Here is a 16,415-nt window from a genome sequence, read left to right as displayed (position 1 = left end):
TCGGCCGCGGCCCGCGCGGCGCCGTACACTGGGCGCAGCGAGAAGCGTGGATGGGGACGAGTAGCGTCGTACGCAGCCCAGAGCGACCCGGGGACGGTGGAAGCCCGGGGGCGAGCGCGATGTGAAGATCACCCCGGAGCCGCCGGAAGAAAGCCGCACCCCCTGCCGCCGCGCACGGGGCACGACCAGTAGACCCGGTATCGCGACCCCAATGAGGGGGCTCACCGGCGCGTACGGCGCGCGGGGGAGCCAAGGAGGGTGGTACCGCGGGAGCGCGCCGCACACGGCGTACGAAGGATCGAAGCTCTCGTCCCTCCGACGGAAGGCAGCAAGTCCGTTGGAGGAAGCCCGCTCATGACAGAGCCGACGTACCGCCAGGTGCCCGCCCAGGTCGATCTGCCCGCGCTCGAGCACGCGGTGCTCGACTTCTGGCGCGAGCAGAAGATCTTCGCCAAGAGCCTGGAGCAGTCCGAGGGCCGCCCCGAGTGGGTGTTCTACGAAGGCCCGCCCACCGCCAACGGCATGCCGGGCGCCCACCACATCGAGGCACGCGTCTTCAAGGACGTCTTCCCCCGCTTCCGCACGATGCGCGGCTACCACGTGGCCCGCAAGGCCGGCTGGGACTGTCACGGCCTCCCCGTGGAGCTGGCGGTCGAGAAGGAGCTCGGCTTCAACGGCAAGAAGGACATCGAGGCGTACGGCATCGCCGAGTTCAACGCCAAGTGCCGCGACTCGGTGACCCGGCACACCGACGCCTTCACCGAGCTGACGACCCGCATGGGCTACTGGGTCGACCTCGACGACGCCTACCGGACCATGGACCCCGAGTACGTGGAGTCCGTCTGGTGGTCGCTCAAGGAGATCTTCAACAAGGGTCTGCTGGTCCAGGACCACCGCGTCGCCCCCTGGTGCCCCCGCTGCGGCACCGGTCTGTCGGACCACGAGCTGGCGCAGGGCTACGAGACGGTCGTCGACCCCTCGGTGTACGTCCGTTTCCCGCTCACCTCCGGTCCGCTCGCCGGTGAGGCCGCGCTCCTGGTGTGGACGACCACGCCATGGACGCTGGTGTCCAACACCGCGGTCGCCGCCCACCCCGAGGTCACCTACGTGGTCGCCACGGACGGCAGCGAGAAGCTCGTCGTCGCCGAGCCGCTCGTCGCCAAGGCGCTCGGCGAGGGCTGGGAGACCACCGGCCAGACCTTCACCGGCGCCGAGATGGAGCGCTGGACCTATCAACGTCCGTTCGAGCTCGTGGAGTTCCCGGCCGAGGCGCACTATGTCGTGAACGCCGAGTACGTGACGACCGAGGACGGTACGGGTCTGGTCCACCAGTCTCCCGCCTTCGGTGAGGACGACCTCAAGGTCTGCCGCTCGTACGGCCTGCCCGTGGTGAACCCGGTCCGTCCCGACGGCACCTTCGAGGAGGACGTCCCCCTCGTCGGCGGCGTGTTCTTCAAGAAGGCGGACGAAAGGCTCACCGAGGACCTCCAGCAGCGCGACCTCCTCTTCAGGCACATCCCGTACGAGCACAGTTACCCGCACTGCTGGCGCTGCCACACCGCGCTCCTCTACTACGCGCAGCCGTCCTGGTACATCCGCACCACCGCCGTCAAGGACCGTCTCCTCCAGGAGAACGAGAAGACCAACTGGTTCCCGGACTCGGTCAAGCACGGCCGCTTCGGCGACTGGCTGAACAACAACATCGACTGGGCGCTCTCCCGCAGCCGCTACTGGGGCACCCCGCTGCCGATCTGGCGCTGCGAGGAGAACCACCTGACCTGTGTGGGCTCCCGCGAGGAGCTGAGCCGGCTCTCCGGCACCGACCAGTCGGAGCTGGACCCGCACCGCCCGTTCATCGACGCGATCACGTTCGCGTGCCCCGAGGGCGGCTGCGGTGCCACCGCCACCCGCGTCCCGGAGGTCATCGACGCCTGGTACGACTCGGGTTCGATGCCGTTCGCGCAGTGGGGCTACCCGTACAAGAACAAGGAACTCTTCGAGTCCCGCTACCCGGCCCAGTTCATCAGCGAGGCCATCGACCAGACCCGCGGCTGGTTCTACACGCTGATGGCGGTCGGCACCCTGGTCTTCGACAGGTCCTCGTACGAGAACGTCGTCTGCCTCGGCCACATCCTCGCCGAGGACGGCCGCAAGATGTCCAAGCACCTGGGCAACATCCTGCAGCCGATCCCGCTCATGGACCAGCACGGCGCCGACGCCGTCCGCTGGTTCATGGCCGCCGGCGGCTCCCCCTGGGCGGCCCGCCGCGTCGGCCACGGCACGATCCAGGAGGTCGTCCGCAAGACCCTCCTCACGTACTGGAACACGGTCGCCTTCCAGGCCCTGTACGCCCGCACGTCGAACTGGGCGCCCAGCGCGGCGGACCCGGCCCCGGCCGACCGCCCGGTCCTGGACCGCTGGCTGCTGTCCGAGCTCCACGCCCTCACCGACCAGGTGACCGGGGCCCTGGAGGCGTACGACACCCAGCGCGCCGGCAAGCTCCTCTCGGCGTTCGTGGACGACCTGTCGAACTGGTACGTGCGCCGCTCGCGCCGCCGGTTCTGGCAGGGCGACAAGGCCGCGCTGCGCACCCTGCACGAGGTCGTCGAGACGGTCACGAAGCTGATGGCCCCGCTGACCCCGTTCATCACCGAGCGGGTCTGGCAGGACCTGATCGTGCCGGTCTCCCCGGACGCACCCGAGTCCGTGCACCTGGCCTCCTGGCCGGAGGCCGACCTCTCCGCGATCGACCCCGGGCTGTCGAAGCAGATGGTCCTGGTCCGCCGCCTGGTGGAGCTGGGCCGCGCCACGCGCGCGGAGTCGGGCGTCAAGACCCGCCAGCCCCTGTCGCGCGCCCTGGTGGCCGCCACGGGCTTCGACTCCCTCGACCCCGAACTGCACGCGCAGATCACGGAGGAGCTGAACGTCAGCTCGCTCGCCTCGCTCTCCGAGGTCGGCGGCTCCCTGGTGGACACGACCGCCAAGGCCAACTTCCGCGCGCTGGGCAAGCGCTTCGGCAAGCGCGTCCAGGACGTGGCCAAGGCCGTGGCGGGCGCCGACGCGGCCGCCCTGTCCCTCGCCCTGCGCGAGGGCACCGCCTCGGTCGAGGTCGACGGGGAGACCGTCACCCTCGCCCCCGACGAGGTCATCATCACGGAGACCCCGCGCGAGGGCTGGTCGGTGGCCTCCGACTCGGGCGCCACGGTCGCCCTCGACCTGGAGATCACGGAGGAGCTGCGGCGGGCGGGCCTGGCCCGGGACGCGATCCGCCTGATCCAGGAGGCCCGCAAGAACAGCGGCCTCGACGTCGCCGACCGTATCGCCCTGCGCTGGACGGCCACGGACCCGGCGGTCGCCGCGGCCTTGGCCGAACACTCGCCGCTGATCGCCGACGAGGTCCTCGCCACGGACTTCGCCCAGGGTGAGGCCGACGCCGCGTACGGCTCGCCCTTCACGGACGAGGCCCTCACGCTGACCTTCCGTCTGCGCAAGGTCTGACCGACAGCCCCGCCAGGCACCCGGAAGGCCCGGGGCACCGAGAAGGATCGGTGCTCCGGGCCTTCGGCGTCGTGTACGCCGCACATGTGCGCCCCCGCCCGAACGGGCGCCCCGGCCGCCCCGGCCTCGCACGGACATCCACGGACGCGCACGGCAAAAGGGCGGGGCCCCGGAGGAAATCCGGGGCCCCGCCCTGAACGCTGCCGACGCCTACGGCGTACCAGTAATCGTCAGTTGTCGTCCTCGTCGATGAGGAACCCGCGCATCGGCGAGGGAGCCTGCCCCATCGGAGAGGGACCCTGCGGCCGGACCGGAGCCATCGGCTGGGTCATGGCGGGCGACATCTGCTGCTGACCGCCGTAGGAGGGCGCGGCCGGAGCGGGAGCGCCGCCCATGCCTCCACCCATGCCTCCGCCCATACCGCCCGGGTTGCCGCCGTACGACGGGGCGCTCGCGCCGGCCGGAGCCATGGAGGGCGCCGGGGACGGCGGCAGCGACGCGGTCGCCGGGGTGCGCGGCGGGGCCAGCGAGTCGTCCGCCTGGGTCTCCAGCTGACGCAGCTGCGACTCCAGGTAGGACTTCAGACGCGTGCGGTACTCGCGCTCGAAGCCGCGCAGGTCCTCGACCTTGCGCTCCAGCGTGGCGCGGGCGGACTCCAGGGAGCCCATCGCGACGCGGTGCTTCTCCTGCGCGTCCCGCTCCAGCGCGTCGGCCTTGGCTCGGGCGTCCCGCTCCAGACCCTCGGCGCGGCTACGGGCCTCGCCGACGATCTTGTTGGCCTCGGAACGGGCCTCGGCGATCGCCTGGTCGGCGGTCTGCTGGGCCAGCGAGAGCACACGCGCGGCGCTGTCGCCGCCGGGACCCTGACCGGGGCCGCCCATCGGACCGCCCATGGGACCGCCCATCGGGCCGCCCATCTGCTGCATGGGAGGCTGACCGCCCATGGGACCCTGGCCCATCTGGCCCTGGCCCATCTGCTGCTGCATCTGGCCCTGACCCATGGGGCCCTGGCCCATCGGTCCCTGACCCATCGGGCCGGGACCCTGCTGCCCACCCTGGCCACCAGGGCCGGCGGGCAACTGCGGAGCACCGCTCGGCAGCTGGGGCGGGCCACCCATGGGGCCCCCCATCTGCTGCGGCGGGCCCGATATCCCAGCGGGTACGGGTCCACCGGGACCGCGCATACCCTGCTGCTGCATGCCGCCCTGCTGCATACCGCCCTGCTGCATGCCACCTTGCTGCATGCCGCCCTGCTGCATACCGCCCTGCTGCATGCCACCTTGCTGCATGCCGCCCTGCTGCTGGTCCTGAGGCTCCGGGGGCTTGCGCATGTTCTGCTGGTTCTGGGCAGCAGCACGCGTGGCCGCGGCCAGTTTGGCGCGCAGGTCCTCGTTCTCACGTAGCAGACGCGTCAGTTCGGCTTCGACCTCATCGAGGAAGGCATCGACCTCGTCCTCGTCATAGCCTTCTCGGAGGCGGACGGTCGTGAACTGCTTGTTCCGCACGTCCTCGGGGGTCAACGGCATCTCTTCACCTCAACGTAGTCATCGGCAGTCGGCAAGACCGGATCGTCCACAGTCACCTCGCGAGTCCACCCACGATGTTGATCAGGATGTAGACGATGATCATCAGTACGAAGAAGGACAGGTCGAGCGCCACGCCCCCGAGACGCAGCGGCGGGATGAACCGCCGCAGAAGCTTCAGCGGTGGATCAGTGACAGTGTAGGTGGCCTCCAGAACGACCACCATCGCCTTGCCGGGTTGCCACGAGCGGGCGAACTGGAACACATAGTCCATGACCAACCGGAAGATCAGCACGATGAGGAAACACATCAGAGCGACCCAGAGCACTTGCCAAACCACGCTCATGATCCGTGCTTCCCTCTCCCCTGTCCCACGCCTTGTTCCGGTCCTGCGTCTCAGCTCTGGTTGAAGAACCCGCCCTCTGCGATACGGGCCTTGTCCTCCGCCGTGACATCGACGTTAGCAGGCGACAACAGGAACACCTTCTGCGTCACCCGCTCGATGCTGCCGTGAAGACCAAACACCAAACCGGCCGCAAAGTCGACAAGTCGCTTCGCGTCTGTGTCGTCCATCTCAGTCAGATTCATGATCACCGGGGTGCCCTCACGGAAGTGTTCCCCGATGGTACGGGCCTCGTTGTAGGTCCGCGGGTGCAACGTGGTGATCCGGTAAGGCTCTCGCTCGGACACGACCTTGGGCATGATCACCGGTGCGTTCTTCTCCAGACTCGAACGTTCTTGTGTGATGGACGCCACGGGCGCGATCCGGGCGGGTCGCACCGATTCCGCGGGAAGCGAAGTGGCGTGCGACACCGGTTCACGCTGGACGGGGGGCTGCACCACTCGCACCGATTCATCCCTTTGGGACTGGTGTGACTGATGTGCCTGATGTGCCTGATGCGCCGACTCGTGCCGGCGGTGGTCCCGCTCGGGCTCCGGGTCGAGCTCGGGCTCGAAGTCGTCATCGGGGTCGAATCCCCTGCCGTCGTACCCATCGTCCTCCACGAGGCCGAGGTAGACCGCCATCTTGCGCATCGCGCCGGCCATGCTCTGAGTCCTCCGCTCTGTGGTGGATCCACCGACGACTTCCAAGTGCCCGCGATCCACGAGGTCGTTGCGCCCGCCTCTCGGCGGAATGACCATATTTTCTGCTGTGGTCCGACTTCTTGGCGACGTTACCCGAGCCCGGGACGGACTCCGAGTACCGCGGTGCCGACGCGCACATGTGTCGCTCCGGCCGCCACGGCCTCCTCGAGGTCCGCACTCATCCCGGCGGAGACCATGGTGGCAGCCGGATGGGCTCGGCGCAGGTCGGTCGACAAATCCATCAACCGCTCAAAAGCCGCCCGTTGCCGTCCGGCGTACTCCCCGGTGAGCGGCGCGACGGTCATCAGACCATCGACCCGCAGCCCCGGCGCCTCCGCGAGAAGGTCGGCCAACCCTTCGATCCCGTCCGGCCCGACACCTCCTCGCTCCCCCCGGCCGCTCGCGTCGGCGTCGAGCGCGACCTGGATGAGACATCCCACCTCGCGCCCGGCCCGGACGGCCTCCTTCGACAGAGCCGTGACAAGCCTGGAACGATCGACGGACTGCACGAGATCCGCATAACGCACCACAGACCGGACTTTGTTGGTCTGCAACTGCCCCACGAAATGCCACACAAGGCGCAGATCCGAACATTCAGCGGCCTTGGGGGCCGCGTCCTGGTCCTTGTTCTCGGCGACGTGACGCACACCGAGTTCCGACAGGATCCGCACATCGTCCGCCGGGTAGGTCTTGGTCACCACGACCAGGGTGACCTCGTCCCGCTCACGCCCCGCTGCCGCGCACGCGGCAGCGATACGACTCTCCACCTTCGCCAGGTTTCCGGCGAGTTGCGCCTTACGGTCCGTCATGCCCATCAGTCCAGCCAGACATATCCCGCGAGTCGCCCTGTGGCGCCGTCGCGACGGTACGAGAAGTGGTCGCGCGACTCCAGCGTGCACACCGGCGACTGCTCCCGGTCGTGCACCCCGAGGCGCTCCAGTTGTGCGTGCACTCCGGCGCACACATCCACGGAGGGCGTGCCCCAACTGGTGTCGGCGTACGCGGCCGGCTCGACGGAGGCCACCTCGGCGCGCATCGCTTCGGGCACTTCGTAACACCGGCCGCAGACGGCGGGTCCGGTGCGGGCGACGATCCGGGCGGGATCGGCGCCGAGTTCGGTCATGGCCCGTACGGCGGCGGGGACGACCCCGGCGACCATGCCGGGCCGGCCCGCGTGGGCGGCGGCCGCGACCCCGGCGACGGGGTCGGCCAGCAGGACGGGTACGCAGTCGGCGGTGAGGACGGCGAGCGCGAGGCCGCGCCGGGCGGTGACGATCGCATCGACGGACGGGAGGTCGCCGGGGCCCCACGGCCCGTCGACCACGGCCGCGTCCGCGCCGTGCACCTGGTTCATCCAGACGACCCGCTCCGGCTCCAGGCCCAGCGACTTGGCCGCCAGCTCCCGGTTCGCCGTCACGGCGCCGGCGTCGTCCCCGACCGCCCCACCGAGATTGAGCTGGTCATACGGAGCGGCGCTCACCCCGCCCCACCTGTCGGTGAAGGCGAAGTGCGCGCCGCTCACGGATCCACGCCGTTCTATCACTTGAGGAAGTCCGGCACGTCCAGCTCCTCCGCCGCACTGTCCGAGTAGGACCGGGACGGCGGGACGGGCGGGGCGACCTGCACGTCGTTCACCGGCTCCGGGGCGGGCGCCGGCTCCTCCTTCGGCTTGACGCTGCCGAGCGAGCCGAAGGAGGGACGGGTCTCGGCGGGCCGGACCGGCGCCGGCTCCTCGCGCTTGGCCGCGGCCGAGCCGAGGATGTTGTCCCGCTTGGCCGGGGGCTGGCCGCCGTCGAAGCCGGCCGCGATGACCGTGACCCGGACCTCGTCGCCGAGCGCATCGTCGATGACCGCGCCGAAGATGATGTTGGCCTCGGGGTGGGCGGCCTCGCTGACCAGCTGCGCGGCCTCGTTGATCTCGAAGAGGCCGAGGTCGGAGCCACCGGAGATGGAGAGCAGCACACCCCGGGCGCCGTCGATGGACGCCTCCAGGAGCGGCGAGGAGATCGCCATCTCGGCGGCGGCCACCGCGCGGTCGTCGCCGCGGGCCGAGCCGATGCCCATGAGGGCCGAACCGGCCTCGGACATGACCGACTTGACGTCGGCGAAGTCGAGGTTGATCAGGCCGGGCGTGGTGATGAGGTCGGTGATGCCCTGGACACCGGAGAGCAGGACCTGGTCGGCCGACTTGAACGCGTCGAGCACCGAGACCTGGCGGTCCGAGATCGACAGCAGCCGGTCGTTGGGGATGACGATGAGGGTGTCGACCTCTTCGCGGAGCTCCGCGATGCCGTCCTCGGCCTGGTTGGCGCGGCGGCGGCCCTCGAAGGTGAAGGGGCGGGTGACCACGCCGATGGTGAGGGCGCCGAGCGAACGGGCGATGTTGGCCACGACGGGCGCGCCGCCGGTGCCGGTGCCGCCGCCCTCGCCGGCCGTCACGAAGACCATGTCGGCCCCCTTGAGGACCTCCTCGATCTCCTCGCGGTGGTCCTCGGCCGCCTTGCGGCCGACGGCCGGGTTGGCACCGGCGCCGAGTCCGCGGGTGAGTTCGCGGCCGACGTCGAGCTTGACGTCGGCGTCGCTCATCAACAGAGCTTGCGCGTCGGTGTTGATGGCGATGAACTCGACGCCCTTGAGACCGACCTCGATCATCCGGTTGATGGCATTGACACCACCGCCGCCGACACCGATGACTTTGATGACTGCGAGGTAGTTCTGCGGTGCTGCCACGTCGAAGGCCTCTCGCCTCGAGTTACGTGTCGCCGCCTCGCGGGGTACCCGTGATGCGACGACTGATGCCGAAGTGGGACGGTCCGAACGCCGACCCGAACCCTAACGCTGAAGTTTAGGGTTACCAGTGTGACTGTTCCTTGGACTCTTCCGAACAGGACACTAAGTCGACAAGTGGCGCACGTTCAACGAACACGCCGAACCTCCCGTTTTTCTTTTCACCCTATGTGATCAGCCATAGCGATGCCCAACCAGGGTGCTGGCCTGCACGGATGCGCGTCAACTCCCTGATGACGCGGGCGCGGTGGGAACGCTCACGTCGAAGTGCCCCGCGTCCGGGGCGGCTTTGATCAGGGCGGTGAGCGCACGGCCCTTCGCGCGCCCCTTCTCCGAGCTTCCCCAGGCGACCGTGCGGTCCCCGGTCAACTCCAGCGAGATGGAGTCGTAGGAGCGGACCTTGACGACCAGGGTGTCGTGCGCGATCACGGCCGGAATGTCACCGGCGACCCGCACGGCCTCCCGCACGAGCCGGTCCTCGCCGAATCGCCGCAGACCGGCGGCCGACGAACCGGACCGGGATACCGCCATTTCCAGTAGGGGCACCCCTTCCGGAGCGCGCGAAACCGTGGCGAAACGCACCCCTTTCGCGTCCACTTCGACGTACTTGCCCGCATTTCCGGCTGCTCCGACAATGAGGACCGGAGTACGTTCGCTCACTTTCAGCCCGATTCCGTGGGGCCAGGAACGGGTGACCTCGACCGAGTCGATTCGGGGCAATTCCCGGAGCAGTCGTGACTCGATCCCGTCGAGGTCGACGGAAATCAGCGGGTCGCCGAGGGGGACGCCGGCGGCTTCGCGCACCTGCGCCTCGGCGAGCACGCGGGTGCCCGACACGGACACCCGCTCGGCCCGCAGCCACGAGGAGCCGTACAGGACCCAGAGCGAGGCGCCGCCGACCAGCACCAGCACGACCGCGGCGGCGATCAGCCCCCGGGGGCCGGGGAGCCGCCGCCGGGGCGGCGGGCCGGGGTCCAGATCCTCGTCTGCGCCGCGTTCGGCGGTGGTCGGTCCGGCCACGCCCACTCCTTCCCCTGGCCCGGTTCGCCCCCGGGCGCCTCAGTCGCCGCGCCGCTCCCTAGCGGTGTCCACGCCGGGCGGCGATCGCCTCGTACACCATCCCGACGAGCAGGTCGTCGGCGTCCCTGCGGCCGAACTCGCTGGCCGCGCGGGACATCTCGTACAGCCGGTGCGGGTCGGCGAGGACGGGCAGGACGTTCTGCTGCACCCACTGCGGGGTCAGCTCCGCGTCGTCGACCAGCAGCCCGCCGCCGGCCTTGACCACCGGCTGGGCGTTCAGCCGCTGTTCGCCGTTGCCGATGGGCAGCGGGACATAGGCGGCCGGGAGCCCGACGGCGGAGAGTTCGGCGACGGTCATCGCGCCCGCGCGGCACAGCATCATGTCGGCCGCGGCGTACGCGAGGTCCATCCGGTCCACGTACGGTACCGGGATGTACGGGGGCATCCCCGGCATCTGGTGCACCTGCGGCAGTTCGTTCTTCGGGCCGACCGCGTGAAGGATCTGGATCCCGGCCTGCTGGAGGTAGGGCGCCACCTGCTGGACAACCTCGTTGAGGCGGCGGGCGCCCTGGGAGCCGCCGGAGACCAGCAGGGTCGGCAGGTTCGGGTCGAGGCCGAACAGGGCGCGGGCCTCGGGACGGGCGGCGGCCCGGTCGAGGGTGGCGATGGCGCGGCGCAGCGGGATGCCGATGTAGCGGGCGTCACGGAGCTTGCTGTCCGGGGTGGAGACGGCGACCTGCGCGGCGTACCGGGAGCCGATCTTGTTGGCGAGGCCGGGGCGCGCGTTGGCCTCGTGGACCACGATCGGTACGCCGAGGCGCTTGGCGGCGAGATAGCCCGGCAGGGCGACATACCCGCCGAAGCCGACGACACAGTCGGCCTTGGTGCGCTCCAGGATCTGCTCGGTCGCCTTGATCGTGCCGCGCAGCCGGCCGGGCACGGTGATCAGCTCGGGGGTGGGCTTGCGCGGCAGGGGTACGGCGGGGATCAGCGCGAGTTCGTAGCCGCGCTCGGGGACGAGGCGTGTCTCGAGGCCGCGCTCCGTGCCCAGGGCCGTGATGCCCACGGTCGGGTCCTGCCTGCGCAGGGCGTCCGCGAGGGCGAGCGCGGGCTCGATGTGACCGGCGGTTCCGCCACCGGCGAGTACGACATGCACCGAAATTCACCGCTCTCCGGACGAACGTGCCGAGGCACGCCGTCGCATCGTGTTCCATCTCCCGGGCCCCGAAGGGCCGCCGCCACGCTTTCTACCAAAGCGGGGTTGCCGCATGGCAAGCGCCGCCCGCGCTGCGGGCTCGTCGCGCGCGAAGGCGATCAGCAACCCGATGGCGAACATGGTCGGCAGCAGGGCGGATCCCCCGTAGGAGAACAACGGGAGCGGGACTCCGGCGATCGGCAACAGACCGAGCACCGCACCGATGTTGATCACTGCCTGAGCGGTGATCCAGGTGGTCACGCCTCCCGCGGCATACCTGACGAAGGGGTCCTCCGTGCGTCCGGCCACGCGGATACCCGCATAGCCTAGAGCCGCGAAGAGGGCGAGCACCGACAGCGTCCCCGCGAGGCCCAGTTCCTCGCCGGTGACGGCGAAGATGAAGTCGGTGTGCGCTTCCGGGAGTTGGCCCCATTTTTCCACACTGGCGCCCAGTCCCGAGCCGAAGATCCCGCCCGAGGCGAGCGCGTAGATGCCGTGCACGGCCTGCCAGCAGTCGGCGCCGTCCGTACGGGGTTCGGTGGCTCCGATGCAGGCCAGGCGGGCCATGCGGTTCTCGCTGGTCCTGATCAGGACGAACCCGATGAGCCCGGCGACGGACAGCACGCCCACGAACAGCCGCGTCGGCGCCCCGGCCAGCCACAGCAGGCCGAACAGGATCGCCGTGAGAATGATCGCGGTGCCCATGTCGCCGCCGAGCATGATCAGCCCGAGCAGCATGAACGCCACCGGAACGAGCGGTACCAGCATGTGCTTCCACTGCGTCAGCAGCCGCTTGTCCTCCTTGCGGGCCATCAGGTCGGCCCCCCAGAGCACGAGCGCCAGCTTGCCGAACTCGCTGGGCTGGATCTGGAAGGAGCCGCCGATGGCGATCCAGTTCTGGTTGCCGTTGATCGACTGCCCTATTCCGGGCACCTGAACCAGGGCCATCAGGAACACACAGCCGGCCAGCAGCGGGTAGGCCAGTGCCCGGTGCAGCTTGACCGGCATCCGGGAGGCCACGAGCAGCAGCGCGGTGCCGATGGCGGCCGCGAGGAACTGCTTGCGGAAGAAGAACGTCCCCGGCAGCGACTTCTGCAGCGCCGTGATCTGCGAGGCCGAGTAGACCATCACCAGGCCCAGCACGGTGATCAGCAGGCTGCCGCCGAGGATCAGGTAGTACGCCGTCAGCGGCCGGTCCCAGGCCCTGCGGGCCCGGGTGAGGAACCGCCGCAGGGGGTTCTCGCGCGGCGGCCGGGAGACGGGCGGCCGCCGGGTGACGCGCTGGAGGGGCGCACGGCTCGTACGGCTACTGGGCATCGGGGGCGCCCTCGCCGCCGACCGACCGGATCCGTGTCACGCGTCCCTCCCAGTGTCACCCGGCGCCGCCAGGCCAGGCCAGGCCGGGCCGGGTCAGCCGTCCGCGGAGGAGAGTTCGCGGACAGCCTCCGCGAACGCGTCCCCACGCTTGTTGTAGTTGACGAACATGTCCATCGACGCACAGGCCGGCGCCAGGAGCACGGTGTCGCCCGCCCGCGCCAGCGTCCGCGCCTCGCGGACCGCGGCGAGCATCGCCCCAGTGTCGGTCCGGTCGAGGTCGACGACCGGCACTTCGGGCGCGTGTCGCGTGAGCGCTTCCCGGATCAGCGCGCGGTCCGCGCCGATCAGCACGGCACCCCGCAGCCGCCCGGCCGCACCGGCCACGAGTTCGTCGAAGGTGGCGCCCTTGGCGAGGCCGCCCGCGATCCACACGATCGACTCGTAGGCCGCCAACGAGGCCTGCGCCGCGTGCGTGTTGGTGGCCTTGGAGTCGTCGATGTACGCGACGCCGTCCACGTCGGCCACGTGCGCGATGCGGTGGGCGTCCGGCGTGAAGGCCCGCAGCCCGTCCCGTACGGCCTTGGCGGGCACCCCGTAGGCCCGCGCGAGGGCGGCCGCCGCGAGGGCGTTGGCGATGTTGTGGGGGGCCGGCGGGTTCACGTCCGCGACCTCGGCGAGTTCCTGGGCGTTCTTCTGCCGGTTCTCGACGAAGGCGCGGTCGACCAGGATGCCGTCGACGACGCCGAGTTGGGACGGTCCCGGGGTGCCGAGGGTGAACCCGACGGCCCGGCAGCCCTCCTCGACGTCCGCCTCGCGCACCAGGTCCTCGGTGGCTTTGTCGGCCACGTTGTAGACGCAGGCGACCCGGTTGCCCTCGTAGACGCGGCCCTTGTCGGCGGCGTACGCCTCCATGGAGCCGTGCCAGTCGAGGTGGTCGGGGGCGAGGTTCAGGACGGCGGCGGAGTGGGCGCGCAGGGAGGGCGCCCAGTGCAGCTGGTAGCTGGACAGCTCGACGGCGAGGACGTCGTAGGGCTCGTCACCGAGGACGACGTCCAGCAGCGAGACGCCGATGTTGCCGACGGCGGCCGTGCGCAGGCCCGCCGCCGTCAGGATCGAGGCGAGCATCTGGACGGTCGTGGTCTTGCCGTTGGTGCCCGTGACGGCCAGCCAGGGGGCGGCATCCGGTCCCCGCAGCCGCCAGGCCAGCTCGATGTCGCCCCAGATCTCCAGGCCGGCCGCGCGCGCCGCCTCGAACAGCGGCTTGTCGGGCTTCCAGCCGGGGGCCGTGACGACGAGTTCGGTGCCCGCGGGCAGGGTGGCGCCGTCGCCGAGGCGCACGGTGATGCCGAGCGCCTCCAGGTCGGCGGCCTGCGCGCGGGCGCGTTCGTCGTCGCCGTCGTTGACGACCGTGACGGCGGCGCCGAGGCCGTGCAGGACCTTGGCCGCCGGGATGCCCGAGACGCCGAGCCCGGCGACGGTGACGCGCTTGCCCTGCCAGTCGGTCACTTGTCGGCCGCCCATCCCGCGTAGAAGAGGCCCAGTCCGACGATCACACAGATGCCCTGGATGATCCAGAAGCGGACCACGACGAGGACCTCGGACCAGCCCTTGAGTTCGAAGTGGTGCTGGAGGGGGGCCATCCGGAAGACCCGCTTGCCGGTCAGCTTGAACGAGCCGACCTGGATGACGACCGACATGGTGATGAGGACGAACAGACCGCCGAGGAGCGCGAGCAGCAGCTCGGTGCGGGAGCAGATCGCCAGACCGGCGAGCGCGCCGCCGAGGGCCAGCGAACCGGTGTCGCCCATGAAGATCTTGGCCGGCGAGGTGTTCCACCACAGGAAGCCGAGGCAGGCGCCCATCAGCGCGGAGGCCACGATCGCGAGGTCCAGTGGATCTCGTACCTCGTAGCAGGCGGAGGGGTTGGTCAGGGTCTGCGTGTTGGCGCAGGACTCCTGGAACTGCCAGACGCCGATGAAGGTGTACGCGCCGAAGACGAGGACGGAGGCGCCGGTGGCGAGACCGTCGAGGCCGTCGGTCAGGTTCACGCCGTTCGACATGGCGAGGATCATGAACAGCGCCCAGATCACGAACAGCACCGGGCCGATGGTCCAGCCGAAGTCCTGGACGAAGGAGATCTTGGTGGAGGCCGGCGTCTGGTCGCGGGCGTCCGGGAACTGCAGCGCGAGGACCGCGAAGCCGATGCCGACGATCAGCTGGCCGGCCATCTTCGCCTTGGCCCGCAGGCCGAGCGAACGGCGCTTGACGATCTTGATGTAGTCGTCGAGGAAGCCGACGAGGCCCATGCCCGCCATCAGACCGAGCACCAGCAGACCGGAGAAGGTCGGCGGCTGGCCCGAGATCACCTTGGCGAGGAAGTACGCGACGATCGTCGCCAGGATGAAGGCGATACCACCCATGGTCGGCGTACCGCGCTTGCTGGCGTGCTCGCGCGGGCCGTCGTCGCGGATGTACTGGCCGTAGCCCTTGCGGGCCAGCAGCTTGATCAGCAACGGGGTGCCGACCAGGGTCAGGAAGAGACCAATGACTCCTGCGAACAGGATCTGATTCATCATCGGGCGGCGACCTCACCCTCGTTGCCGCTGTCGAGCAGCGCCTGCGCCACGCTCTCGAGCCCGACCGACCGGGACGCCTTCACGAGCACGACGTCCCCCGGGCGCAACTGACTGCGCAACAGGTCGATCGCCGCCTGTGCGTCGGACACGTGCACCGACTCCTCACCCCACGAACCCTCGTTATATGCGCCCAGTTGCAGCCAGGACGCTTCCCTGCCCCCGACCGCGACGAGCTTGCCGACATTGAGTCGGACGGCGAGCCGTCCGACCGCGTCGTGCTCGGCGAGCGCCTCGTCCCCGAGCTCGGCCATCTTGCCGAGCACCGCCCAGGTCCGCCGCCCCTTGCCCATGGCCGCGAGCGCGCGCAGAGCGGCCCGCATGGACTCGGGGTTCGCGTTGTAGGCGTCGTTGACGACCGTCACGCCGTCCGGGCGCTCGGTGACCTCCATGCGCCAGCGGGAGAGGGAGCCCGCCTCGGAGAGCGCGGTGGCGATCTCGTCTGCGGACATGCCCAGCTCATGGGCGACGGCGGCCGCGGCGAGCGCGTTCGACACGTGGTGCTCACCGTACAGGCGCATGGTCACATCGCTTGCACCGGAGGGTGTGTGAAGCCTGAAGGCGGGCTGTCCGGCGTCCGTGAGCGTCACGTTCTCGGCCCGTACGTCCGCTTCGCCGGACTCGCCGAAGAGGATCACCCGGGCCTTCGTACGGGACGCCATGGCCCGCACGAGGGGGTCGTCGGCGTTGAGGATCGCGGCGCCGCCCTCCTCCGCGGGCGGCAGGGCCTCCACCAGCTCGCCCTTGGCCTGCGCGATCTGCTCGCGGCCGCCGAACTCGCCGATGTGGGCGGTGCCGACGTTCAGCACGAGGCCGATCCTCGGCGGGGTCAGACCGGTGAGGTAGCGGATGTGGCCGATGCCCCGGGCCCCCATCTCCAGCACCAGGAAACGGGTCTCCTCGGTGGCGCTGAGCGCGGTGAGGGGCAGCCCGATCTCGTTGTTGAGGGAGCCGGGCGTGAACACGGTCGGCGCCTTGCGCCGGAGCACCTGGGCGACGAGGTCCTTGGTGCTGGTCTTGCCCGCGGAGCCGGTGAGGGCCACGAGGGTGGTGCCGAGCTTGCGGACGACGTGCCGGGCGAGGGCGCCGAGCGCCGTCTGGACGTCGGGCACGACGATCGCGGGCACACCGACGGGACGGGACGCCAGCACAGCCGCCGCACCCGCCTCGACGACCGCGGCCGCGAAGTCGTGACCGTCCACGCGCTCGCCCGCGAAGGCGACGAAGAGGCTGCCGGGCACCACCTCACGGGAGTCCCGGACGACCGGTCCGGTGACCTGCGCCGACGGATCCGGTATGTCGTGCGTCTGCCCGCCGACGACTTCTGCGATCTCGGCGAGAGAGAGGGCGATCACA

General features: G+C 70.3%; 13 protein-coding genes. 1 reads left to right on the top strand and 12 read right to left on the bottom strand.

Translation table 11 applies throughout. The features are described 5' to 3' along the window. The first annotated feature begins 354 nt into the window (after nt 1-354). Nucleotides 355-3,498: an isoleucine--tRNA ligase gene (ileS, locus tag ACZ6BB_RS17085; RefSeq protein WP_471615969.1), complete on the top strand. Its 3,144-nt coding sequence runs from the start codon at nt 355-357 to the stop codon at nt 3,496-3,498. 230 nt (nt 3,499-3,728) lie between these two features. Here ileS and ACZ6BB_RS17080 read toward each other — a convergent pair whose 3' ends face one another. The 12 genes from ACZ6BB_RS17080 to ACZ6BB_RS17025 all read right to left on the bottom strand — a co-directional run bounded on the left by ACZ6BB_RS17080 (nt 3,729) and on the right by ACZ6BB_RS17025 (nt 16,414). After that, complete coding sequence (locus ACZ6BB_RS17080; RefSeq protein ID WP_471615968.1) at nt 3,729-5,024, bottom strand: DivIVA domain-containing protein; 1,296 nt, start codon at nt 5,022-5,024, stop codon at nt 3,729-3,731. A 52-nt stretch (nt 5,025-5,076) separates the two neighbouring features. Further along, on the bottom strand, nt 5,077-5,367 hold the full coding sequence (locus ACZ6BB_RS17075; RefSeq protein WP_059080677.1) for a YggT family protein: 291 nt from the start codon (nt 5,365-5,367) through the stop codon (nt 5,077-5,079). Between the two features lie 50 nt (nt 5,368-5,417). After that, on the bottom strand, nt 5,418-6,068 hold the full coding sequence (locus ACZ6BB_RS17070) for a cell division protein SepF (protein ID WP_471615967.1): 651 nt from the start codon (nt 6,066-6,068) through the stop codon (nt 5,418-5,420). 128 nt (nt 6,069-6,196) lie between these two features. After that, nucleotides 6,197-6,916, bottom strand: coding sequence for a YggS family pyridoxal phosphate-dependent enzyme (locus tag ACZ6BB_RS17065; RefSeq protein ID WP_471615966.1), 720 nt, complete (start codon nt 6,914-6,916; stop codon nt 6,197-6,199). 5 nt (nt 6,917-6,921) lie between these two features. Further along, on the bottom strand, nt 6,922-7,650 hold the full coding sequence (pgeF, locus tag ACZ6BB_RS17060; RefSeq protein WP_471615965.1) for a peptidoglycan editing factor PgeF: 729 nt from the start codon (nt 7,648-7,650) through the stop codon (nt 6,922-6,924). Continuing rightward, on the bottom strand, nt 7,647-8,837 hold the full coding sequence (gene ftsZ, locus ACZ6BB_RS17055) for a cell division protein FtsZ (protein WP_471615964.1): 1,191 nt from the start codon (nt 8,835-8,837) through the stop codon (nt 7,647-7,649). The genes pgeF and ftsZ overlap by 4 nt, the downstream gene beginning before the upstream one ends. Before the next feature lie 279 nt (nt 8,838-9,116). Then, entirely contained in the window at nt 9,117-9,914 is a 798-nt protein-coding gene (locus ACZ6BB_RS17050; protein ID WP_471615963.1) for a cell division protein FtsQ/DivIB, read from the bottom strand. A gap of 58 nt (nt 9,915-9,972) precedes the next feature. Next, nucleotides 9,973-11,070: an undecaprenyldiphospho-muramoylpentapeptide beta-N-acetylglucosaminyltransferase gene (murG, locus tag ACZ6BB_RS17045; protein ID WP_471615962.1), complete on the bottom strand. Its 1,098-nt coding sequence runs from the start codon at nt 11,068-11,070 to the stop codon at nt 9,973-9,975. 6 nt (nt 11,071-11,076) lie between these two features. Further along, a complete protein-coding gene (gene ftsW / locus ACZ6BB_RS17040; RefSeq protein WP_471615961.1) occupies nt 11,077-12,426 on the bottom strand; it encodes a putative lipid II flippase FtsW in 1,350 nt (449 codons plus the stop codon). A gap of 93 nt (nt 12,427-12,519) precedes the next feature. Next, nucleotides 12,520-13,947 carry a UDP-N-acetylmuramoyl-L-alanine--D-glutamate ligase gene (murD, locus tag ACZ6BB_RS17035; RefSeq protein ID WP_471615960.1) on the bottom strand — a complete coding sequence of 476 codons (1,428 nt, stop codon included), beginning with the start codon at nt 13,945-13,947 and terminating at the stop codon, nt 12,520-12,522. Then, a complete protein-coding gene (mraY, locus tag ACZ6BB_RS17030) occupies nt 13,929-15,002 on the bottom strand; it encodes a phospho-N-acetylmuramoyl-pentapeptide-transferase (RefSeq protein ID WP_381200234.1) in 1,074 nt (357 codons plus the stop codon). Before mraY ends, murD begins: the two co-directional genes overlap by 19 nt. Then, nucleotides 14,999-16,414, bottom strand: coding sequence for a UDP-N-acetylmuramoyl-tripeptide--D-alanyl-D-alanine ligase (locus ACZ6BB_RS17025; RefSeq protein WP_471615959.1), 1,416 nt, complete (start codon nt 16,412-16,414; stop codon nt 14,999-15,001). Before ACZ6BB_RS17025 ends, mraY begins: the two co-directional genes overlap by 4 nt. Between the last annotated feature and the right edge of the window lies 1 nt (nt 16,415).

The sequence above is a fragment of the Streptomyces sp. NPDC041108 genome (assembly GCF_055592645.1).
Note: the sequence above shows the minus strand (reverse complement) of the source record. Positions and strands in the feature narration are given on the sequence as shown.

Excerpts from the sequence above, each read along its gene's own strand:
- ACZ6BB_RS17080 (WP_471615968.1), bottom strand. The coding sequence starts at position 5,024 with ATGCCGTTGACCCCCGAGGACGTGCGGAACAAGCAGTTCACGACCGTC.
- murD (WP_471615960.1), bottom strand. The coding sequence starts at position 13,947 with ATGGGCGGCCGACAAGTGACCGACTGGCAGGGCAAGCGCGTCACCGTC.
- ftsW (WP_471615961.1), bottom strand. The coding sequence starts at position 12,426 with ATGCCCAGTAGCCGTACGAGCCGTGCGCCCCTCCAGCGCGTCACCCGG.
- ACZ6BB_RS17070 (WP_471615967.1), bottom strand. The coding sequence starts at position 6,068 with ATGGCCGGCGCGATGCGCAAGATGGCGGTCTACCTCGGCCTCGTGGAG.
- mraY (WP_381200234.1), bottom strand. The coding sequence starts at position 15,002 with ATGATGAATCAGATCCTGTTCGCAGGAGTCATTGGTCTCTTCCTGACC.
- ACZ6BB_RS17065 (WP_471615966.1), bottom strand. The coding sequence starts at position 6,916 with ATGACGGACCGTAAGGCGCAACTCGCCGGAAACCTGGCGAAGGTGGAG.
- ACZ6BB_RS17075 (WP_059080677.1), bottom strand. The coding sequence starts at position 5,367 with ATGAGCGTGGTTTGGCAAGTGCTCTGGGTCGCTCTGATGTGTTTCCTC.
- ileS (WP_471615969.1), top strand. The coding sequence starts at position 355 with ATGACAGAGCCGACGTACCGCCAGGTGCCCGCCCAGGTCGATCTGCCC.